Source organism: Oceanobacillus luteolus (genome assembly GCF_042678205.1).
Taxonomy (GTDB): Bacteria; Bacillota; Bacilli; order Bacillales; family Amphibacillaceae; genus Oceanobacillus; species Oceanobacillus luteolus.
Genome location: NZ_JBHUDE010000140.1, coordinates 1 through 21,048 on the forward strand (window position 1 = coordinate 1; position 21,048 = coordinate 21,048).

The 21,048-nt window shown below is 37.3% G+C and carries 21 protein-coding genes, 1 rRNA gene and 1 pseudogene; 16 read left to right on the top strand and 7 right to left on the bottom strand.

Annotation, left to right across the window (positions count from 1 at the left end; translation table 11 throughout):
• The first annotated feature begins 89 nt into the window (after nt 1-89).
• From ACFSBH_RS14975 to ACFSBH_RS14990, 4 genes are all read left to right on the top strand, one after another.
• A complete protein-coding gene (locus tag ACFSBH_RS14975; protein WP_379598374.1) occupies nt 90-551 on the top strand; it encodes a GGDEF domain-containing protein in 462 nt (153 codons plus the stop codon).
• 48 nt (nt 552-599) lie between these two features.
• The gene (locus ACFSBH_RS14980; RefSeq protein ID WP_379598376.1) at nt 600-1,781 is read left to right on the top strand and encodes an HD-GYP domain-containing protein; all 1,182 of its coding nucleotides are present in this window, start codon (nt 600-602) and stop codon (nt 1,779-1,781) included.
• Nucleotides 1,782-1,904: 123 nt separating this feature from the next.
• Entirely contained in the window at nt 1,905-3,083 is a 1,179-nt protein-coding gene (locus ACFSBH_RS14985) for a peptidase (RefSeq protein WP_379598378.1), read from the top strand.
• 86 nt (nt 3,084-3,169) lie between these two features.
• Nucleotides 3,170-3,520 carry a hypothetical protein gene (locus ACFSBH_RS14990; RefSeq protein ID WP_251516818.1) on the top strand — a complete coding sequence of 117 codons (351 nt, stop codon included), beginning with the start codon at nt 3,170-3,172 and terminating at the stop codon, nt 3,518-3,520.
• Between the two features lie 162 nt (nt 3,521-3,682).
• Here the strand turns inward: ACFSBH_RS14990 and shc are convergent, their stop codons facing one another.
• Nucleotides 3,683-5,563, bottom strand: coding sequence for a squalene--hopene cyclase (gene shc, locus ACFSBH_RS14995; protein ID WP_379598380.1), 1,881 nt, complete (start codon nt 5,561-5,563; stop codon nt 3,683-3,685).
• A gap of 160 nt (nt 5,564-5,723) precedes the next feature.
• Between shc and ACFSBH_RS15000 the strand changes: the two genes are divergently transcribed.
• The 5 genes from ACFSBH_RS15000 (at nt 5,724) to ACFSBH_RS15020 (ending at nt 10,136) form a co-directional block, all read left to right on the top strand.
• Complete coding sequence (locus ACFSBH_RS15000) at nt 5,724-6,833, top strand: DUF2515 family protein (protein ID WP_379598399.1); 1,110 nt, start codon at nt 5,724-5,726, stop codon at nt 6,831-6,833.
• A gap of 22 nt (nt 6,834-6,855) precedes the next feature.
• A complete protein-coding gene (locus ACFSBH_RS15005; protein WP_379598382.1) occupies nt 6,856-7,230 on the top strand; it encodes a CBO0543 family protein in 375 nt (124 codons plus the stop codon).
• A gap of 113 nt (nt 7,231-7,343) precedes the next feature.
• Complete coding sequence (locus ACFSBH_RS15010) at nt 7,344-7,595, top strand: hypothetical protein (RefSeq protein ID WP_379598384.1); 252 nt, start codon at nt 7,344-7,346, stop codon at nt 7,593-7,595.
• 76 nt (nt 7,596-7,671) lie between these two features.
• Nucleotides 7,672-8,451 carry a serine/threonine protein kinase gene (locus ACFSBH_RS15015; protein WP_379598386.1) on the top strand — a complete coding sequence of 260 codons (780 nt, stop codon included), beginning with the start codon at nt 7,672-7,674 and terminating at the stop codon, nt 8,449-8,451.
• 236 nt (nt 8,452-8,687) lie between these two features.
• Nucleotides 8,688-10,136, top strand: a complete 1,449-nt coding sequence (locus ACFSBH_RS15020; protein ID WP_379598388.1) for a nicotinate phosphoribosyltransferase — start codon at nt 8,688-8,690, stop codon at nt 10,134-10,136.
• 41 nt (nt 10,137-10,177) lie between these two features.
• Here the strand turns inward: ACFSBH_RS15020 and ACFSBH_RS15025 are convergent, their stop codons facing one another.
• Complete coding sequence (locus ACFSBH_RS15025; protein ID WP_251516827.1) at nt 10,178-11,557, bottom strand: leucyl aminopeptidase family protein; 1,380 nt, start codon at nt 11,555-11,557, stop codon at nt 10,178-10,180.
• A gap of 352 nt (nt 11,558-11,909) precedes the next feature.
• On the opposite strand from ACFSBH_RS15025, the pseudogene ACFSBH_RS15030 reads away from it, so the two are divergent.
• Nucleotides 11,910-13,655, top strand: a pseudogene (locus tag ACFSBH_RS15030) (choline/carnitine O-acyltransferase).
• Nucleotides 13,656-13,967: 312 nt separating this feature from the next.
• On the opposite strand, the gene ACFSBH_RS15035 reads toward ACFSBH_RS15030, so the two are convergent.
• Nucleotides 13,968-14,144 (bottom strand): hypothetical protein, encoded by a 177-nt coding sequence (locus ACFSBH_RS15035; RefSeq protein WP_379598391.1) that lies wholly within the window; start codon nt 14,142-14,144, stop codon nt 13,968-13,970.
• Nucleotides 14,145-14,264: 120 nt separating this feature from the next.
• Complete coding sequence (locus ACFSBH_RS15040; RefSeq protein ID WP_379598401.1) at nt 14,265-15,272, bottom strand: nuclease-related domain-containing protein; 1,008 nt, start codon at nt 15,270-15,272, stop codon at nt 14,265-14,267.
• A 257-nt stretch (nt 15,273-15,529) separates the two neighbouring features.
• Between ACFSBH_RS15040 and ACFSBH_RS15045 the strand changes: the two genes are divergently transcribed.
• Nucleotides 15,530-16,444, top strand: a complete 915-nt coding sequence (locus tag ACFSBH_RS15045; RefSeq protein ID WP_379598393.1) for a class I SAM-dependent methyltransferase — start codon at nt 15,530-15,532, stop codon at nt 16,442-16,444.
• A 158-nt stretch (nt 16,445-16,602) separates the two neighbouring features.
• Here ACFSBH_RS15045 and ACFSBH_RS15050 read toward each other — a convergent pair whose 3' ends face one another.
• The gene (locus tag ACFSBH_RS15050) at nt 16,603-16,764 is read right to left on the bottom strand and encodes a hypothetical protein (RefSeq protein WP_251516833.1); all 162 of its coding nucleotides are present in this window, start codon (nt 16,762-16,764) and stop codon (nt 16,603-16,605) included.
• Between the two features lie 238 nt (nt 16,765-17,002).
• Between ACFSBH_RS15050 and pcp the strand changes: the two genes are divergently transcribed.
• The 3 genes from pcp to ACFSBH_RS15065 all read left to right on the top strand — a co-directional run bounded on the left by pcp (nt 17,003) and on the right by ACFSBH_RS15065 (nt 18,613).
• Nucleotides 17,003-17,650, top strand: coding sequence for a pyroglutamyl-peptidase I (gene pcp / locus ACFSBH_RS15055; protein WP_251516834.1), 648 nt, complete (start codon nt 17,003-17,005; stop codon nt 17,648-17,650).
• A 97-nt stretch (nt 17,651-17,747) separates the two neighbouring features.
• The gene (locus ACFSBH_RS15060; RefSeq protein WP_349774378.1) at nt 17,748-18,131 is read left to right on the top strand and encodes an HIT family protein; all 384 of its coding nucleotides are present in this window, start codon (nt 17,748-17,750) and stop codon (nt 18,129-18,131) included.
• Between the two features lie 161 nt (nt 18,132-18,292).
• A complete protein-coding gene (locus ACFSBH_RS15065) occupies nt 18,293-18,613 on the top strand; it encodes an HIT domain-containing protein (protein ID WP_251516835.1) in 321 nt (106 codons plus the stop codon).
• A 163-nt stretch (nt 18,614-18,776) separates the two neighbouring features.
• Here ACFSBH_RS15065 and ACFSBH_RS15070 read toward each other — a convergent pair whose 3' ends face one another.
• Nucleotides 18,777-19,265 carry a pyridoxamine 5'-phosphate oxidase family protein gene (locus ACFSBH_RS15070; protein WP_251516836.1) on the bottom strand — a complete coding sequence of 163 codons (489 nt, stop codon included), beginning with the start codon at nt 19,263-19,265 and terminating at the stop codon, nt 18,777-18,779.
• A gap of 211 nt (nt 19,266-19,476) precedes the next feature.
• Here ACFSBH_RS15070 and ACFSBH_RS15075 point away from each other — a divergent pair, with 211 nt between their 5' ends.
• On the top strand, nt 19,477-19,644 hold the full coding sequence (locus ACFSBH_RS15075; protein WP_379598397.1) for a hypothetical protein: 168 nt from the start codon (nt 19,477-19,479) through the stop codon (nt 19,642-19,644).
• 54 nt (nt 19,645-19,698) lie between these two features.
• Here ACFSBH_RS15075 and ACFSBH_RS15080 read toward each other — a convergent pair whose 3' ends face one another.
• The gene (locus tag ACFSBH_RS15080; protein WP_251516837.1) at nt 19,699-20,214 is read right to left on the bottom strand and encodes a YbaK/EbsC family protein; all 516 of its coding nucleotides are present in this window, start codon (nt 20,212-20,214) and stop codon (nt 19,699-19,701) included.
• A 754-nt stretch (nt 20,215-20,968) separates the two neighbouring features.
• On the opposite strand from ACFSBH_RS15080, the gene ACFSBH_RS15085 reads away from it, so the two are divergent.
• A 16S ribosomal RNA gene (locus ACFSBH_RS15085) occupies nt 20,969-21,048 on the top strand; the annotation flags it as partial.

Genomic DNA, 21,048 nt, shown 5'->3' on the forward strand with positions numbered 1-21,048 from the left:
GCGTGAAATACGCTTTATCGAATAGTTAATTATAAAGAAAATAAGGGCTGGCAAAGTTCTAAACTTTTCATTGCATTCTTCTAAACTTTTTGCTTGCAAAATACAGGTATGCTTATGCTGTACTTGAAAAGAAGTTTCGTCGTGCGGAGAAACGCAAACAGCCAGTAGGAATTATCACGTTTGATATCGATGAATTCAAGGCCATTAATGACAGCTATGGACATGATTATGGTGATTATGTGCTTAAAGAAATAACCCGTATCGTTAAAAGGATTACTCGTAAAGAGGATATTCTCATCCGGTGGGGCGGGGATGAATTTCTGTTATTATTAGTTAATCGAGATAAAGCAGCTACGGAGAAATTTATTAACGATTTAAACGATACAATAAAGACGATCTGTAGTCGTCGGTATGTAAAGGAAGAGAATATCTATATTACACTATCAGTTGGCTATTCTTTGTTCCCGGAAGACACCAAAAATTTGTACCAGTTGATCACTATCGCGGATGAAAGAATGTACGAAGTCAAACGTGGAAAGAAGTCTTCGTAGGGGAAACGCAGACATGTCCATAGATTGTTAATATTGTGAGGTTAAACGATGAATAATTTATTACAAGAAGAAAAACGTTCAACTGTTTTGTTTTTATGGTTATTTTTTATTGTGTTTTTTATTTATGATATGTTCTATTATTATTTATTTCCAAGATTTCCTTGGTACAATAATGATACGATAAGTTCATTATGGTATTACTTTATGTATGTTAGATATATTGTTACTGTTTCCCTCATCCCATTATCTATCTATTTAGTTAAAAACGGTAGAACAGAAATGGTGAAATATATTCTGCTCTTTACCTATGTTTCTATCAATCTTGTATCAGATATATTGTATTATAAAGATAGTCCAGAGACTTTCAGCAGTGGAAACTTTGTGGAAGTAGTCATTATCTTGTTTTCACCTATTTTTGTGAATAGGAGATTTACCACGATAGCTTCAATCAGTATCACTCTCAAATATATTTTGGTAGGAGTATTCCTGCAGTCTCTAAATGTTGTCTTTCCAGTGATATTAATCATTGTCTTATCATTTATTGCGTACCTTCTTCTTCATCGCTTTTTGAAATATATTGAAGCACTAAAACAATCTTACAGTGAACAAATGGAAGGAGTAGTACGGGGAGTTATTGCTACTTTAGAGCTAAAAGACCCATATACCCGTGGGCATAGTGAGCGAGTTGCTGACTATGCGATGAGTTTGGCAAAAGCGACAGGGAAATTTAAGAAATCTGAATTAACGAGCTTTTATTATGCCTGTTTATTACATGATATAGGAAAGGCTAATATACCAGATTCTATATTGGCAAAGAATGGTAGATTAACAGATGAAGAATATGCTATCATTAAGACGCACCCTGTAGTTGGAGCGGAGGCCATTCGAGAAGTGGAAGGAATCGCTGATAATTTAGATGTTATCTATCATCACCATGAAAGATGGGATGGAAAAGGCTATCCAGATGGATTGGCCAGAGAAAACATTCCATTGTCTGCTAGAATAACGGCGGTTGCAGATGCATTTGATGCGATGACTTCTTCACGTTCGTATCGTCCGGCACTTCCTTTTAAGGAGGCGTATAAACGCATCCTTGCCGGGGAAGGAAGTCAGTTCGATCCACAACTAATTAATATATTTAAGCAAATATACTCAGAGTGGGTGCAAATTTCTAAAAAATATAGTGAAGCTAGAGGAGGTCAGATAAATGAAAATCCACAAGCTAAATAAAATCAAAGCTACTTGCTGGTGGTGCTGGTATATTCCAAAAGGTTAAGTAAGTACATAGGTAGGACATAGGTAGGGTGCTAGATTTTTAGCATCCTATTTTTAAGTTTTAAAGGAGGATGTCCGTTGAAAATATCCTTACAATCCCAAATTACACTATATGAATTATCCATTAAGAAAGAAAAAAAGAATTTCATCGTAGAAGAGCAGATATCTGGTGACTTTTTCGAAATGACAGAGATCACGGTTGAAGCGATTAGACGAATAGAAATGGGAGAAGGATTAGACGAGATCGAGAAGGTGTTGAAGAGCAAGTATCCTGAGGAAGAAGTAGACATGGTTGAATTTGTTGAGCAGCTGGTTGAGCTCGGTCTTGTTCAGGAAATCGATGGGGTACACGTTCAAAAGGAGACACAGGGTCCGAAAGCAGGCGGATTTTTATGGATTCCATCATGGGTTGGCCGTCTTCTCTTTAATCGGGTCATGAATAAAGTTTATTTGCTTTTATTATTATGTAATATATTGATTCTCATCTTGAATCCAGCATTCATTCCTCATTATAAGGATATATTCCTATTTGACTCCATGATGCTCAATATGATTACCTATTTATTTCTTTCTTTAGTATTGATTCTCATTCATGAATTCGGTCATATTTTTGCAATCCGTTCACATCAATTACCTGCCCAGCTCAGTATTGGGACTCGGCTGATTCTGATAGTTTTTGAAACGGATCTGACCCAAGCGTGGAAGCTTGACCCGAAAGAACGTAATGTCTTGTATTTTGCAGGAATGGCTTTCGAGCAGGTCATCCTTTTTCTTTCATTCGGTGTAATGTTTCTATTTCCAGACACATTTTTTGCGGGAGTTCTTGGTATCGTTGTATTGGACATCTTCATCAAAACAATTTACCAATGTTGTTTTTATATGAAGACGGATGTTTATTACGTCGTGGAAAATACAACAGGATATTATAACTTGATAGAGAGCGGTAAAGAATATTTACGTTCTTTGTTTAATAGAAGTAGGCGGCCAGAGAAGAGTGACCCACAGGATTTTGGTAATGATTTTAGGATTGTTCGTTTGTATAGTGTGTTTTATATTATAGGAGTTCTATTAACATTACTCCTTGCAGCGGTATACATATTGCCACAGATCTATTACGCGTACGCCACTATTTTCTCCAATATACAAAGTCCGGGAAATGACGCGGCATATTGGGATGCCGTCATCTTTTTGGCACAGACGGTGATTATGATTGTATTATTGATTTATTTGACGAGAAGAGAAGCGTTGAAGCATTAGAGTAAATTAAGAATTAAGTCTCAATCCGGAAAAATAAAATGAACTGAGTGATCCTGGTCGATCATATTAGATGGAAGGGTGAAAAGATGAACGATATTACAGGTGATTTAGTTACAATATTGGAAGAATTATACGCAAAGGAAAAAGAAATTATAAAAGCTGTGACCATTTTGGAGGGTGAAGAGGGAGGTGGCCCAGGCATTTTAATTAAATCTATTACGGAAGTAGAGCGTACACTCATTAAGTATTTAGGTGGAGATAGATCTAACTGGAGTTTTTTTGGAGAACTTTCTGGAGACAACCCATTTTTAAAACTTGAATATGGCAACATTACTAGAGATGATTTCATAAATCAGCTAAGAAGAGGTGTTGAATTAGATTTGACGCCTGAAGCCTATATGAACGGTGAATGTTCGGCTGAGGACATAATTATTTAGTTTAATCATTAATTACAAAAAGTAAATGTAAGGTCGAATGTTTATGGTTTAATCTGTTAGGTTTTCTGCAGCCGGTAGTATAGAATTGTTTCTCATTACTGGCTGCAGAGAAGTTAATCAAGGTGCATGTAGTGTAACAATTGAAGGAGAGACTTCTTTGCATTATAAATATTTATTCTGATAATGACTCAAAGTTAACAAAGGGAAAATATATCGGTAGCTGTGATAATGGATGTAAAAACCTCCTGCCATTCCTTGACCTTTTGGATAGGAGCTGGTCCAGTCCTTTTTGTCAGAGTGATCTAATAAAAATTTTATGCCTGCTTGAATTTCCGGTGTTGGTGCTTCGGAGGTAGAAATGAGGGTATCCAATGCCCAGGCCGTGTCGGTTATTGTACTCGTTCCGAGTGGGGTATACGTCTGGTTGATATCGCTGTAGCAAGATTCTCCCCAACCTCCATCTTGATTTTGAATTGTATTGAGCCATTTTACTGCCTTTTGAATGGCCCCATGTGTGGGCTGGACGCCAGTCGCAATCAAACCGGTAACGGCAGCCCAGGTTCCGTAAATATAGCAAATCCCCCATCGTCCATACCAAGAACCATCCTTTTCCTGATTCTTTATTAACCAATTCATAGCTTTTTTTATTGCGTTATGTTGTTTCGCCATGTTTGTGAACTCTCCGAAATACTCCAACGTCCTTCCTGTCAAATCTGCAGAAGAGGGATCAGCTAATAAATATTTCGCTCCTTCAATCGGAATAAGACTAACAATCTTTTTATCTACATTCTTCTCAAACGCAGCCCAGCCGCCATCATCATTCTGCATGGATAGCGTCCACTTGATTCCTCTATCCCAAGCCTGCCGGTAAACGGAATCATTTGATACCAAGTTTGTAATGGACCTTAGTGTTGCAGTTGTATCATCCATATCCGGGTTCATTGTGTTTTCATCAGAAAATCCCCATCCTCCAGGGGTACTCTTGGGATTATGAATGCTCCAGTCACCGTATAGATAATGCTGTCGGGAGAGTAAGTAGTCATTAGCGTGTTTTATCATCGGGTCATCCCATGAAACACCGGCACGTTGCAGCGCGTAACTAAATAACGATGTATTCCACACATTTGCAGTTGTATATTGCATATGTGTATGACCATTAATCTGACAAGCCATGTTTTTCAAACCAGCGACAGCTTCTCTGATAATAGAATGGTTTTTTGGGTAACCAAGAGCTAATAGCGAAAAGATCATAAGAAAGGTAGAACTAAAGTAATTGTAAAGAGTCCCATCAGGTTCAATTCGGTCAAGCATATATTTTTCCGTTTGTTTAATCGCGAGAGAATGAATGTATGCGGGGAGCCCGATGATACTTTTTATTCCTTGATGGATAAAAGAAGATAAGGAACGCCAATCATCAGAACGATGGATAAAGAATTCATCCTGTTTGTCCCTTGAAAGGGACAAATTTGATAAATCAGGGCTCTTATCCGTTTTAACCGTGAACTTTTGATCAGCCAAGATTAATAATGGTGCCATATTTGTTCTTCCGTAAACAGAAAAGTCATAAAAGTTGATTGGGAATGATAGAGGCAAAAGAATAAATTCTACTGGTATCGGAAAATATGCAGGCCATTTATATTGTCCAGTTAAGCAGAGCATGATTTTCGCCATCATATGAATCTTTTCTAATCCGCCCCACTCTAAGATTCGCTTTCGTGCATTAATCATTTCTTTATCTTGTTCTTTACGGTAACCAGAATATAAAAGTGCATAATACGCTTCGACAGTCGCCGTGACATTTCCGTCCTTTTCATCGTGGAAAAGTTTCCACGCCCCATTTTTCTCCTGCCTGCTTAGTATCCGCTTGACTAAATCTTGAATAAGCTTTTCGTCATGTATTTCTAATGTGCGCAGTAAAATAATCATATAAGCATCTGTGGAAATTCCAGTTTCAAAAGGATAATCCCAAGAGCCATCCGAGGTTTGATCACTTCTTAATTCTGAAATCATCTGATCCATCACATCTGTTATTTTACTTTTCATGTACACACCTCCAAATAGCTATATCATTTTATTCCAGTGCCGACTTAAACATTCCGAATAACTTTTCATCATTTATTTCAAAACACCTCCATAATATGGTAAGTAGAGGAGGTGATGCTTCATCCTTCCATGTTTGAAGAAGAAAGTGGAAAGTAAAATAATGTCCCCGGAATTATTGACTTTGAAAAAGGAATTGATGAAGAAGCCACGTCCTAAATTGCATAAATTTCAATTAAACGAAACAGAGCGTCATTTCATTCAATGGGTAAAGACGGAGACGCAGAAGAAAAATGTAAATAACGTGACAAGAACGAAAGCTTATTTAGATTATTATCGAAGCTTCCCTGAAATTCACTGGGCATTCCTCGGTCATATGGTTTCTCGAAATGGTGGATGGAACATGACCGACTTGAAAGGAAGCCTATTATCCAGGATTTTATCTGCGAAAGAGCAGAAGGAATTTTTTACCTTCCTGGAGCGGGGCAATTGGCTGATTTTCCAAGATGTTTATCCGCAATTACTGCTGTATGCAGAAAGCGTAAAACGAAAAACCAATCTGTTTTACCTTTTACCATTTTTTCATGTTTCCTATTTTATGAGTGTAATTTGGAATTATTTTTATCGGTATAAGGATAAATACCTTTTAACAGTGGCACTTATAGTCAATGAACAAAGTTATCTAGAGAATAGGGTCATCCAAAATCCTTATTTTCAATCCACCGTACTAGAGAAGTTACAATTTAAACTACAAGAGTTATTGGATTTGAATCAAGTTCTCTTTCCATATCGAGATGGCGACGAGATAAAAATCATCGGTCAAACGATTCAGCAATTCGCTTCTCTACACGAAAGAATTTTATTGGGGAAACGACTGTACCATTTACTATATGAGCCAGATCTCTATAGGAAAATTTATGAGTGGGCGAATGACCAGCCACACACCGGATCGAGAAAAGACTTATGGCCTCATATATTTCAAGATGTGGATGGTTCTGTACCTGGGAGTCCATATCAGAAAAGAATAATAGATTGCCGCATCAGAAAAAACACACCAAAATTGTATAGTCCCATCCTAAAAAATGCGTGGAAGGATATGGAGCAGGAAGAAGCAGAGAAGGGAGACTGGTACTCGGATTGGAAAGTCATCCATTATTTGATAAAGGACAATTTTAAAGGAGATGGAGATATTTATCATGAGTACTGCAAGACACTGGAGAAAATCGAATTTTCCATCCTCGCAAAAGAAGCCATCCTACCGAAGAAAAGATAGAGTGAGGTCCTATTTAACTGCCATGATTTTGGCATCGCTTATAGGCACGTATTTAGATCTTTTGTTTGTGGGGGCTGGTATGTATTCTTTTCCTAAGCGATTCATGCCAGCGGTATTTCCTATTCATATCCTATTTACACTATGTATCCTGCCTTTATGCTCTTTTATTTTTCTTTTTATATCCAGAAGGTTATCGCTATTCCACCGATCTCTTTTCCTACTCATCTGCAGCTTATTTGCATACATAGCAGAACAAACCGCAGAAAGATTAGGTTTATTTATACACTCTCAGGATTGGAAACATGAGTTCACCCTGGTTGGTTACTTATTTTTTCTTATTGTTATTTGGAAGTTCTATCACTGGATGGAAATTCGACAGAACGAGAGCGGTGATTGATGTCCATTTCGCTTCAAGAGATGGAAATTGCCAAAAGTTCATTGGAATATTACAATGAATAAATCGAGATAATAGTATTAGAAGATATGATTGTAGATATATAGAAGGTTTAATTGGAAAGGGTGCTACCGTGTTTAAGAAATTTATTAAAAACATACAGAAATTCTCATCAAGCAAATCGTACAGCAGAAGTGATCGCAGAAAATATAGAAGATATAGCAGTAGCGATAGAAGTAGGTACCGGAAGTATAGTAGCAGTGATCGAAGAAGGTATCGAAAATATAGCAGTTCACGCAGTAGAGGATATAATCGATATGCTGGAAGCGGTTATTATAAAAGACGTAAGTACAGCAGCAGTTAAATGAAATGAAAAAATCTTGTTCGCATGAGAACAAGATTTTTCTTATTTACATTTCCCGCATACCAAAGGAAGTGCTTTGATTGAAATGGAAACGAATAATAGAATGGATCTATGATTATCCCCATAAAAAAGGTGTCTTGCTACATGACAAATATAAGATTGATGAAGTTCTTGGCATGGGCGGATACGGAATAATCTATCGGTGCATAGTTATCGGGAGCAATAAAAACTGTGTATTAAAGCAGCTGCGCCCCAGTAAGGCTAGGCGTACGAAAGAAAAAGAAAGATTCCATACTGAAACTGAAATAATGAGGGCCATAAATCATTCCCAAATACCTCAGCTCGTTGACTATTTTACGATAAATAGCCAATCGTATTATGTCATGCAGGAAGTGAGAGGGACAAATTTAGAGGACGTGCTATTTGCTCAAAAAAGGACATTCTCGGAAGTGGATGCTTTATTGCTAGTTGAAAAGTTGTTGTATATTTTGGATTATTTACATGATAAGCTGATTTTTCATGGCGATATCCGGCCACCGAATATCATCTTGCATCATGAAGAAATTTATCTGATTGATTTTGGATTGGCAAAGCAATTGGACGCCCATAATAAAGAAGAGATACTCATAAAAAAGCAAGATGATTTTTTTGATCTGGCTGATATTTTATTGTTTATTCTATACTCTCAGTATAAAGGTAAAAGAAGCAGAAGAAAAAGCTGGCTAGAAGAATTAACTTTAAGTAGTGGTACAGTTTTCTTTCTAAAAAAGCTGTTAGGGATTAACGAGCCGTATACAAATAATGATGATATCCATAAAGATTTGCAGTTAGCAATCCAAGCATTAAGGGAAGAGGGTTAATGGTGGCTTCATATCGAATGGCATTTCTATAGTTGGGTCAAATGTATCTTGAGAATAAGTCGGACCGAGAGCGTTTATTTCCAAATTAGCAGATAAAGGATTACAATTTTACTTAAGGTCTTTTGTTGAAAAATGGGTCAGCGAGTAAAGTGAAACAATGCGACCAGTTTTATGTGGAAATGATATATTGTATCTAATGGAGATTATTTATAGGCAACACAGTAGGAGGAAAAGTCATGAACAAGTTTAGGGATGATAGTTTTGCCCTTCACACCGACCTGTATCAGATTAATATGGCACAAGCATATTGGGAAGACGGTTATCATATGAAGAAAGCCGTATTTGAATTGTACTTCCGGAAGCTGCCATTTGGTAACGGGTATGCAATATTTGCAGGTTTAGAACGGATTATCGATTATCTTAAGAACTATCATTTTTCTGAAAGCGATTTAGAATATTTGCAGGAGATTGGCTATTCGGAGGACTATCTTGATTATTTACGTACGGTCCGTTTTACAGGAACGGTGCGTGCGTTGCGAGAAGGAGAGGTTGTTTTCGATAATGTACCTATTCTTCGGATTGAGGCTCCGTTACTTGAAGCGCAACTTATTGAGACAGCTCTGTTAAATATTGTGAATTACCAAACACTCATCGCTACGAAGGCATCTCGAATTAAACAAGCTGCTGGTGGGCAAGTCGTTGCAGAGTATGGTTCTAGACGGGCCCACGAATTTGATGCCGCCATATGGGGGACAAGGGCCGCTTATATTGGTGGATTCTCCAGCACAAGTAATGTTCGGGCAGGGAAACAATTCGGTCTCCCCGTTTCTGGAACACATGCGCACTCTTTTGTACAAGCATATCGTGATGAATATACGGCATTCCATAAATATGCAAAAACTCATAGAGACTGTGTCTTCCTGGTAGATACATACGATACGTTAAAATCAGGAGTCCCAACGGCGATTAAAGTAGCTCAAGAATTGGGTGATGAAATCAACTTTATTGGGATTCGATTGGATAGTGGAGATCTGGCTTACCTTTCCAAAGAAGCAAGGAAATTATTGGATGAAGCAGGATTTGTCGATGCAAAGATTATTGCTTCCAGTGATCTTGATGAATATACGATTCAGAACTTGAAGGCGCAAGGAGCGAAAATCGATATTTGGGGAGTCGGAACAAAGGTGATTACAGCCTTTGATCAACCGGCATTAGGTGCCGTGTACAAAATGGTGGCGATTGAAGATGAAGATGGAAATATGGTGGATACCATTAAACTCTCTTCTAGTCCTGAAAAAGTCACAACACCAGGATTAAAAAACGTATATCGTATTGTCAATAATCATACGAACAAATCAGAGGGAGATTATATCGCTTTAAGCTCAGAACAGCCTGATAAGGAATCCAAGCTGCATATGTTCCATCCGGTACATACGTACATTGGAAAATTTGTCACTAACTTTACAGCAATAGATTTACATGAAAACATTTTTGAAAATGGAGTTCTTGTGTATGAAAATCCATCTGTCGATGAAATTCAATCATACGCAGAGCAACAGCTGGAGTTACTATGGGAAGAATACAAGCGATCATTAAATCCAGCTGAATATCCTGTGAACTTGAGTCAGGCTTGTTGGGATAACAAGATGAGGAATATAGAAGAGTTAAGGAAACTGAATTCATAAAGAGGAGCAGTAATCCTAGGGATTGCTGCTCCTTTGTTTTCTTACTTTGATATATGTTTCGTGAAATCAGCGAGCAATCTCGCTCCGAAACCAGTAGCAGATTTTGCATAGTAGCCTTTTTCTGCACTCTGCATGACACCAGCCATATCGACATGAAGCCATTTACAGGATTCCGGAACAAAGCGGCGCAGGAATAATCCTGCAGTGATCGATCCTGCTTCGGCTTTAGAGCTTGTGTTATTGAAGTCAGCATAGTCACTTGACAGGTAACTATCATATGCATCAACGAGAGGCATTGGCCAAACGTAATCCCCGTTGATATCGCCAATCTCCTTCATTTCACGTGCAAGTTGTTCATCACCAAACACTCCTGCGAGTTGCGTACCGAGTGCATTGACGATTGCTCCGGTAAGAGTAGCAATATCAATCACATACTCACTGTTCAGTTCCCCGGCACGGATGAGCGCATCAGCAAGTATCAGGCGGCCTTCCGCATCGGTGTTCCCAACTTGTACGTTGAGTCCGTTTTTATAAGTAATGACATCTCCTGGAATAATGGAAGTGCTGTCCGGCATATTTTCCGCAATTGGAATAAGTGCAACAACATTCACGTCTGCTTTTGAATCTGCCAATAATTTCATTGCACCAGCCACTGCAGCTGCCCCGCCCATATCCATGCGCATGCTGCTTAAATCTTTTCCTCTTTTCAGCGTGATTCCACCTGTATCAAATGTAACGCCTTTTCCAACGAGCGCGACAAGTGGTTTGGATTCATCTTTGCGATAGTTCAGTTCAACAAAAGCGGGGGAGTGGGTACTTCCTCTACCAACTGTCAGCACTCCATTCATTTGGCGTCTCTCAAGTTCATCTTTATCATAAACAGATATTTTCACGTCCGTATCTTGAAATGATTCTTTTAAAATTGACGGGAAAGTCGTAGGATTGAGCGTGCTCGGAATTTCATTCATTAAATCACGGGAAAAAGCAGTAGCAGCTGCTCGGATTTTACCTGTTTCAACAAAGTCTTGAATGGTTTCATCACCGTCAACATGTAACTCTGTCTTAAATGGTTTTTTGCCAGACTTGTATTCCAAGAATTGATAGGAGCCTAGATTCCATCCTTCCACAAACGCTGTCACTACCGAACCTTTTTCTAAAGATTGAAATCCTGCTGTTAGTTTTTCTCCACTGATTGAGGCAGATTCCACTTTACGTTTACTTAATTCACGAGCGATTGTTCCAGCTGCCATTCTAAAATCCTCATCTGATGGCTTTTTCTTTAGTTTTACAACTACAATTAATTCACCATCATGAAATAGGGTATTTACCGTGTTTGTACTGTTCTCGACGAATTGTTTTAGTGATGTATGATCTGTAAGAAGTGCATCATTATCAAATAATATTGTAGCTTTGTTGCTCATTTCTTTCTCTCCTTTTATCTATCTATTTGCTAGTCCCTCAAGTTGATTGGTGTAGACTGACTCTATGTAGTCTCCATGGGGATCATTGTTTTAAGTATACTATTATTTTTGTTATAAGTTTGGCATATTGATTGCTCTCCTCTTAGGTGAAAAAAAATCACTTTCATAGCATAATAAATATAGGAAATGCCCTTTTTTCATAGTAGTTGCCCCCAATTCTTCTTAACAGGAAGATTTTTTTATGTTTTCCCCCACAGAACTTATTAACAAAATTCATGCATAATTATGCAAAAAATGAAAGGAGCAATTAAAAATAAGACAAACATTTATACATCAAGAAAAACTGCCGAAATTGCCTGTACCAGCTTTAAGCAGTACTAAATCAAAGCTGCTTGAATGGATCGAGCCATTAGTTAGCAGCGAACAATACGAGAAAACAAAATACATCGTTGAAGATTTCTTTCAAAAAGACGGTGAGGCTGAAAAGCTTCAAAAGAAATTGCATGTGTGGGATAACAGTAGGGAGGGAAGTTGGCTCGCACCTTTCTGGGATGATTTGTATTTAAAACATCGGGAATCCTTGCCACTTACTTCCAACTTCAATATATTATTGAAAACAAATCAGATGAAGCACGGATTATCCCATTCGGAATTGGCCACGAAATTAAGTTTACTAACCGCAGAGCTCTACCATAGCATTATGGATGAGCAATTAGAACCTGCCTACTTTAGAAATCAACCCCTTGATATGGGACAATTTAAAAAAGTATTCCGATCGGTTCGAACCCCTCAAAAACATAGAGATGCATTCCATGTAGCTGATTTTGATAAAAAGGATAATCATATTGTAATTTTATACAAGAACCATGTATATAAAGTACCGGTGACTAATCGGGAAGGTGTTTATTATTCCATCGAAAACATCACAGAAGCCATAGAGAAAAACGTTTTATCCGCACAAGTGGAAGGTGTTAACGTCGGTATATTTACGGCTGCGGAACGCGATATTGCCGCTGAAATAGTTACTGAACTTAAGCGATCTAATGTGAATAAAGAAACACTGCAAACTATCGCCGATGCACTCGTCATCATTTCCATAGATGAAGAAAGCGAGATAGCCGAAGAGTCACTTGAAAACTTGATGTTACATCCTACTAGTAAATATTTTGATAAAACGATGCAAATCGTGATTACAAAAAACGGTGGAATTGGCTTCAATATGGAACACTCTGCTGTCGATGGCATGATGATAAATAAAGTTGTAAAGTATATAAATAACGGCCTTCAAAACGAATTGTCTCTACAGGATTGCACTTCTGAGATACCAAGCGTCGTGAAGAAGGAATGGGAATTAACAAAGGAGATTATCGAGCGATTAGAAAAACTAGAACAAGTCTATCTAGAGCGTAATAAAGATTTTTCGTTGCTGTCAAAAACTTTCGCCGACTTTGGTGCAGAAAAAATTAAAAAGTTGAGGATAAGTCCTGATGCCTTCTTCCATATGGCATTGCAGCTGGCACAGTACCGCACGTACGGCTATTTGAGAAGTGTGTACGAACCTGTGTCGGTTAGCTTTTTCCGTGAAGGGAGAACAGAATGTGCACGTGCTACAAGTATGGAAAAACGGAATCTAGTCGAGGCAATTGAAAGTGGCGAGACGGCAAATGAAATACTGTACTCGCTGATGTAACTTGCAAGTGACGCTCATTCCCAGCGGATCAGAGATTGCCAAAGAGGGCAGGGTGTTGAAAGACATCTATACGGGCTTGAACAAATGTATCATTTATTTGGATCAGAACTTGGAATAGATAAGTTGCCTGAGGTCTTCAAAGATGAAGGATATTTAGCACTGCGTCATGATTTTATCTCAACAAGTGGAATGAACTATGATAATGCAAAATACCGGATGTTTGCTCCGGTCGTTAACGATGGACATGGATTAGCTTACATGATTCGTGAGAACTCGATTACTTTGAATATCTCAAGTTATATCCACAATGAATTTAAAGGAAAACAACTAATGAATCATATGATCGAAGCCTTGAATGAACTCAGGGAGATTGCTGAGAGCGGAGTGTTTGTGAAGGATATTAGTTAATAGTATGAGATGTTGGAAGTGTGTGTAAATAACAATTCTGGTGGAATGATTCCATTGATTTATACCCTCATGCTGATTATGCATGAGGGATTTTTGCGTTTGTTGTGTTACTTTTTAATCCTCGTCAAACGCAAGTCATTCTTGCATTTGAAGGTGTTGTAACTTTTGCATCTTCATCGAACGTGAGATGTTCTTGCGTTTGATAGTGATGTGATTTTTACATCCTCATCGAACGTGAGCAGTTCTTGCGTTTGATAGTGATGTGATATTTGCTTCTTCATCGAACGTGAGCCATCCTTGCGTCTGATTGTGTTATAACTTTTGCAACCTCATCGAACGTGAGATGTTCTTGCGTTCGATTGTGATGTAATTTTTGCTTCTTGATTGAACGTAAGCCATCCTTGCGTCTGATTGCGTTATAACTTTAGCATCTTCATCGAACGTGAGATGTTCTTTCGTCTGATTGTGATGTGGTTTTTGCATCTTCATCAAACGTGAGCGGTTCTTGCGTTTGTAGTGGGACTTTTACACTCGTAGAAAATACAAACTCTCGCATAATCCAATTCCGACAACAAAATCACTAAAGAGAGGAGTTGAATGAATGTATTTTCACTTTGAGTCTAGACTATTGAAGTAATTTATGGCCTTTTTTTGTACACCTTTATAATTATTTGGAAATTCTGTGTGGAAATTAAGTTTATTATTAATATAATAAGAATATTTTCCTCGATAGACTATCTCCAAATGATCAGCTAATACTCTTCTGATTATCCCTTTTGATATAATTGTGCTACACCAATTGTAAATGGAGTTTACTGTGATTTTCTTACTTGGAAAAAGCACTTGAAATTCGTGCACGCTACGTAATATGGCACTATCTGTGGATTCTTCTTCCTGACAACTTTCGCATCTTAATTTGAATACTGTCCTCTTTACGAGAACCCCTCCGCAATTAATACATATAATTCCTTTTCTTAATTCCTCATAATTGTATTTGGGTAATATTTCACGAGAGGAAACGGATATATGGCGGTGTATGAGTTCTTCCTTTAATTCACGATGGTTTTTCGTTAATGTACTCGGTGTGTTGTTTAACATATTAAGGAAACGGTGGAGTTGCCCGGGGAAAACGATTTGCTGCTTACGTGGAGCGTTATATAGAGTGAATGTGGGATTTATAAAAATGATAAAAGATTCGATAGGAAAATGGATGCCTAGTTGATGAAAGGTTTCTTTAAGTAAAAGTTCGCATCGTTTAAGTTGTTGTATAGGGTTTTGAATATCTTTCTTAAAATTAACGGAATACCAACTATCGTCATGGTAAACAAAGTCGCCATCAAAATTCTTTACTTCAATTAAGAAGATTTTGTGCTGGAAAACTAGTAAGCTATCAATCTGAAACTCGCTCTTATTTAACTCTAAGCGTAAATCAAATAAATTTATGCTTTTGCTCGTAAGGTATTCCTGCAGGAGGTAGTAAAACGTTAGTTCTCCCTCATATCCTTTTGTCAGATTAACAAGTCGGTTTCGATCTTTCGCTGTAAGTTTGATTCTGGAGTTTAAGAAATAGAGGATTTGTTGTTCTGTAGATGGATGGGGTCGTAAGTTTGTGCTGATTTTGAAACACTCCTTTTTATATTTTAATAGAAATCATACTATGGGATTACAAAAAATTCAATTAATATTAGGTTAGATGATGAGAGTCCAACCTCCGCACAGGTCATGTGTTTTTTGAAAACTCTATTTAACTGCATAGAGGCTAAAACTTGACAAAATTATTTATTTATGCTATAATTTACAGTTAATATAATTATGTGTATAATAAGATTCTCCTGGCCGGGGGAATCTTATTTTTTATATGGGAGGAAAATGGTATGAAACAAAATGAGTCCAGTTTGACTTCCTTAGTAACTGCATTTAGTCGTGTATATCATAGTAAATATGATTCACCGAAAGTTTTTGATGATTTTATGGCAAACAAGTTAATTTCCGAAGAAGAGTTTGAGGCTATCAGTAGTAATATGATTCACGGGATCCACTTTTTTAACGGAGATATTGGGAAGAAATTTCAAGATGATCCAAGTAAGATTTTGAAATGGATAACACAAGTCCAGCTGTCCCCAATTTCTTTGGCGCGGTCTGCTTTTTGTGAAAAAGTATTACTGAATGAAATGGATTTAGGAGTTGAACAGTACGTTATTCTTGGTGCTGGCTTAGATACGTTCTGTTTTCGGTACCCAGAGTTAATGAATAAATTAAAGGTATTTGAAGTCGATCATCCAACTACACAGGCATTTAAAAAGAAAAAGATAGAAGATGCTAACTTTGAGATACCAAATAATCTACGTTTTGTTTCCAGCGATTTTACATCTAGGTTTTCTGACCAGTCTTTAGTAGATAAGGGGTTCGATTACAAAAAGACATTCTGTAGTCTATTAGGTGTGTCTTATTATTTGACTAAAGAGGAAACTGCAAATTTGATTAATAGTATATTCGCTAATGTTCCATCTGGTAGTTCGATTGTTTTTGATTTCGCAGACCAGAATCTCTTCACGGAAAAGGGAGAGTTTAACAGAGTTGAAAATATGGTTAAAATGGCTGCAGCAAGTGGAGAACCAATGAAATCGAATTACACTTATCAAGAAATGGAACATATGCTAGAAAAATTTGAGTTGCTTATTTATGAACATCTATCACCAAATGATATCGATGAGCGATTTTTTAAAAGCAGGACTGATTATTTATCTGCCTTTGAGACGATTCACTTTATTCATGCTGTAAAGAAATAGGGATAGATATAGTGAAAAAGATGAAACATCCCCGTTACTGAATAATTTCAGAGCGGGGATGATTTAAGTTTGCTTTTAAAACTTATATTAGATGGTACGCATATTGGAACAAGCTAAGGTGATTGACTATTTAGTTGACTGAACTAGCGTCTAATATATTACCCTTCAAACGGAATTGCAAAGTTCCTCTTCTTCGGATGTCTAGCTACAAGCAAATGACACTTTCTAGAATTGTCCTTCGTATACCAATGGTCTTTAAAGTACCTTTCGAGGTCGTCCGCTGTTTTAACTCTTTCATCTTTTAGTTCTTTTAAAAGCATATTTTTATATTCCTCAGTCAGTTCGAAACCATCAATGACTATTTTTTTTATTACAATAATCTCCTTTTTCCAGGTCGTCTATGCCGCATTATAACAAAATAAGATTAAATATGAAATTTAGTCCTAATGATTTATTAATGGTGACTATCCATTCCCATCTGATACACTATTAACAACTATAGATGGATATTGAACAATGCTTCACGACTACAGCATTTAAGAATAGGGAGTTGAGGGAATGAAAATTTTAGTTACAGGTTTTGATCCATTTGGTGGAGAGACGAAAAACCCCGCACTCGAAGTAGTGAAAAAATTGCCTGATGGAATTGAAGGTGCATCTATCATCAAGTTAGAAATTCCGACTGTTTTCGGGAAAAGTGCGGGAGTGATGAAAGAGGCAATCCGTAAAGAAAACCCAAATTATGTATTGAGTATAGGCCAAGCGGGTGGACGTTATAGATTGACTCCCGAACGTGTAGCTATCAATCTTGATGATGCACGTATTCCGGATAATGAAGGAAATCAGCCAATTGACATGCAGATTCAACCAGATGGCGAAAATGCATATTTTTCCCAATTACCGTTAAAAGCCATGGTAAAAGCTATGAAGGAAGCGGGTGTTCCTGCATCTATATCTAATTCAGCGGGTACTTTCGTCTGCAATCATATCATGTACCAAACCTTGTATTTAACTCATTCAGAATATCCAAATGTAAAGGCTGGGTTTATCCATATTCCCTTTCTGCCGGAACAAGTGACTGAGCGTCCGGGCACAGCATCGATGAGTTTGAATGATATGGTGAAAGGTGTGATCGCTACAATAAAGGCGATTATTGCATATGATGGAAAAGAAGATTTGAAGACAATTGGTGGGGAGACGCACTAATTTTTCATTTAAGTAAAAGGTGCACTTCTCAAGCAGGAGAAGTGCTTTTTTTGTAGAAGTTACTGTATTAGCTTGAGAGTGGAGTGAGGGGGAGTCTGTGAGAAAAATTACTTTATCTAATGGAAAATCAGTTGAAGTTGATTGTTTAAGCTGTGCAATAACAAGTGGTTTAGCAGAAGCAGAAGGGGGCGTTGTGCTTGAGACAGAGTATTTTCACGCTCATCAAGACGTTGCCTATCCTGTAAGGGGGCTAATAATTTTAGCTTCTAAACGCCATGTTAAATGTTTCGATGAATTAACTGAATATGAAAAGATAGATTTTATCCAGGCTCTGACAAAGATAAGGAAGGCTCAAAGAGATGTTTTAGGAATTGAGTTCGTTTACTATTTTTATAATGAAGATACTACTCATCACTTTCATATTTGGATGGTTCCGCGATATGATTGGATGTACGAATTTGCCGCTCAGTTGAATCGGTGAGACCAGTTCTTCTGCATGCTCGACAGAAAATGAATACGGATGAAAATCTTCAAGAAGTAATGACTGCAATTGACTTTTTGACTAAGGAGTTAAATAAGTGATTGTCCAGTAAGTAATGAGTATTAATTATTTTAATAGAAGATATAATGTGGAGGTATTTCATGACTGAGGATTTTTATTGTGATGAAGTATTAAGTGGGAAGACCGAAGTGAATAAAGTGTTAGAAACAGAAAATGTATTAGCGTATTATCATACAAGACCGTATTGGCCAGTTCATATTGTTGCTATACCAAAGAAACATATCCCTTCTTTAATTGCATTGGAGGAAAGTGATAATGAACTGTTGATCGAGCTGTTAGGGGTAATTAAAAAGGTTGCGACAATGGTTACAGAAGAACACGGAGCTTGCAGAGTGATTACAAATTTAGGGGAGTATCAGGACTCCAAACATCTTCATTGGCATATTGTTTCTGGTGACTAGCTGAAATGAGACGAATCGAATTGCTTTCGATTCCAGTGATATCCATTATATGCAAGAAATTATCCAGGTTGGTTGAGAAGAATTGTTCATTGTTTAAGTAGCGTCATAAGTAACGAAAAAATGGATTGACTCAGAAGCATGTCAATCCATTTTCAATTCTGGTTTACTTATCCAATTCAATCGTTTCATTAATATCTGCTGATTCGGTATTTTTTCCTGTCATGCGTTTATAGAAAAAGGCGATCTTTTTCGTGAGATTGCCGGTTTCCCAATATTCTGCTGCTTCAGCTTTTACCTTAATTAAGATCAAGTTAGGGTCATCATAAGAAGTTTGCATTACTTTCTCGTATGCTTTACTCCATAATTCCTTTTTCTTCTCAACGTCCTCCACAATTTCGGCTGTTCCACGCACGGAAACGTATGATTTTCCTACATACGCAACATTCACTTCTTGCTCATGCAAGATCTCTCGATATTTATCCGTTTCCTTCTTCGTGAAGAACCATAAATCACCATCAAATTCTACTTCCTGTGTTTTCATTGGTCTGGAAATGAGACCATCTTCCGTTACTGTGGTAAGCATAGCAGTATCTACGTCTTTGATTAGCTCCCTAAGCGTTTCCAATTCTTCTTGTTTAATGTTGTTTGACATAATATCACCTCATGCTTGTTTATAGAAGTATACTACCCTCGATTGGAAATTTTTAACCGCCTCACTTTATTTCCATTACATAGTTCTAATTAAGATGATGGATACTAATACAAAGCAAGAAGGAGTGATCCCCGTGGCAATGTGTCCGATATGTAATGCATTTAGAGAGTTGGAAATGAATTGCTCTACGTGTAATGCACAGTTAGAAGATATGGGAAAGGTATCCGATTACTTAGATCCATACGGACATTATAATGATGTGGATACCGTGAAAATGGGAGATGGATATATGCATACAATAGAGGAGCAAACTTGTCCTCATTTAATGTATTGTAAAAATTGCGATCGTAATGAAGTGACTTTCATACAAGAAGTCTAGTTAGCGGGTAAAAGAAACAGGGTACCAGTGACTGGTACCCTGTAATAAAATAACTTAAGATTTAACACTCTCTAAATCAGGAGTTTCCGTGGAGTTTGATTCCCAATCTTTACAAACATCCACCCACTGCTTGGCAAAAGAATATTCTTCTAACTCCCCACAGGTAAGTTCAATTGCTGAATTTGTGCTGCCACATGCAGGGAAAACCTTATTAAAACGTTTCAGGGAGATATCGAGATACACATCCAATTCATTTGCTAAACCAAATGGACAAACTCCGCCAATCGGATGACCGGTTTGTTCAATAACCTCATCAGCTGATAACATTCTTGCTTTAAACTGAAACGTATGGCGGAATTTCTTATTATCAATTTTAGCGTCTCCAGCAGCAACAACAAGCATCGCTTGTCCCTCCGCACCTCGGAAAGACAAAGTTTTTGCAATTTGTGCTGGTTTCACACCAATCGTGTCCGCTGCTTCTTGAACTGTAGCACTTGAAGTAGTAAATTCCATAATATCGTTTTCTCTGTTCCATTTCTTAAAATGTTGTTTTACACTTTCCAGCGACATGAATCTCCATCCTTTTTAAATTTTTGTATTTATGAGAAATCTTATCATGTTTTCATATGTGTTGCCACAGACTTGGCTTTTGTACGTACTTAGGTGACTTAACTATATAAGATTATGAAGGAGCTGGATTATATAATTGGTTGAACGATGTAGATGGTGTAAGCAGTAAAATATATAAATCTACTATTATAGTAAAAAGTATATGGATGGCTTAGGAACAAATCTAAGTAATAATGTGATAAGGAAGATAACCTTACTTATATATAGTAGAGTTTCATATCGTATTTAATAACGTTTAATATCTACTCTGCTTTTATGAATGAAGATTAGTGATATCTATTGATTGATTAGTGATAAGCGCGAGGTTGTGCTATTTAATTGGAAACAATTGGAGTGAAGTGTAGTATTGCACAAGTTAGTAAATCATGATATATTAATAGTCCACCACGGAAACGGAAGAAAATAAATAAAAAAAGTTGTTGACTTCTAGTTTGATAGTGTGGTATATTATTTCTTGTCGCTTTTAACAGGCGAAAACATTCAAGAAAAAACAATGAAAAAGTTGTTGACTTGATAAACGAATTTTGATAAAATGTAAAAGTTGCCTCGCGACGAGGTCGACAAAAACATTTGCTCTTTGAAAACTGAACAAAACAACCAGTATGTCAAGCGAGGTCACGTGAGTGGCCAAGCATAAACTTAATAAGAAAACCCCGTTTTCTTATTAAGTAACAGCTAAGTTTTTTCAAACACTTTTATGGAGAGTTTGATCTTGGCTCAGGACGAACGCTGGCGGCGTGCCTAATACATGCAAGTCGAGCGCGGGAAGCAGAC

What these genes read in the sequence shown, in the direction of transcription:
- ACFSBH_RS15035 (WP_379598391.1), bottom strand. Translation starts at nt 14,144, where the DNA reads ATGAAGATGCAAAAACCACATCACAATCAGACGAAAGAACATCTCACG.
- ACFSBH_RS15025 (WP_251516827.1), bottom strand. Translation starts at nt 11,557, where the DNA reads ATGAGCAACAAAGCTACAATATTATTTGATAATGATGCACTTCTTACA.
- ACFSBH_RS15070 (WP_251516836.1), bottom strand. Translation starts at nt 19,265, where the DNA reads ATGTCAAACAACATTAAACAAGAAGAATTGGAAACGCTTAGGGAGCTA.
- ACFSBH_RS15080 (WP_251516837.1), bottom strand. Translation starts at nt 20,214, where the DNA reads ATGTCGCTGGAAAGTGTAAAACAACATTTTAAGAAATGGAACAGAGAA.
- ACFSBH_RS15005 (WP_379598382.1), top strand. Translation starts at nt 6,856, where the DNA reads ATGATTTTGGCATCGCTTATAGGCACGTATTTAGATCTTTTGTTTGTG.
- ACFSBH_RS14980 (WP_379598376.1), top strand. Translation starts at nt 600, where the DNA reads ATGAATAATTTATTACAAGAAGAAAAACGTTCAACTGTTTTGTTTTTA.
- pcp (WP_251516834.1), top strand. Translation starts at nt 17,003, where the DNA reads ATGAAAATTTTAGTTACAGGTTTTGATCCATTTGGTGGAGAGACGAAA.
- ACFSBH_RS15075 (WP_379598397.1), top strand. Translation starts at nt 19,477, where the DNA reads ATGGGAAAGGTATCCGATTACTTAGATCCATACGGACATTATAATGAT.
- ACFSBH_RS15000 (WP_379598399.1), top strand. Translation starts at nt 5,724, where the DNA reads ATGTCCCCGGAATTATTGACTTTGAAAAAGGAATTGATGAAGAAGCCA.
- shc (WP_379598380.1), bottom strand. Translation starts at nt 5,563, where the DNA reads ATGAAAAGTAAAATAACAGATGTGATGGATCAGATGATTTCAGAATTA.
- ACFSBH_RS15065 (WP_251516835.1), top strand. Translation starts at nt 18,293, where the DNA reads ATGACTGAGGATTTTTATTGTGATGAAGTATTAAGTGGGAAGACCGAA.
- ACFSBH_RS15045 (WP_379598393.1), top strand. Translation starts at nt 15,530, where the DNA reads ATGAAACAAAATGAGTCCAGTTTGACTTCCTTAGTAACTGCATTTAGT.
- ACFSBH_RS15020 (WP_379598388.1), top strand. Translation starts at nt 8,688, where the DNA reads ATGAACAAGTTTAGGGATGATAGTTTTGCCCTTCACACCGACCTGTAT.
- ACFSBH_RS15050 (WP_251516833.1), bottom strand. Translation starts at nt 16,764, where the DNA reads ATGCTTTTAAAAGAACTAAAAGATGAAAGAGTTAAAACAGCGGACGAC.
- ACFSBH_RS14990 (WP_251516818.1), top strand. Translation starts at nt 3,170, where the DNA reads ATGAACGATATTACAGGTGATTTAGTTACAATATTGGAAGAATTATAC.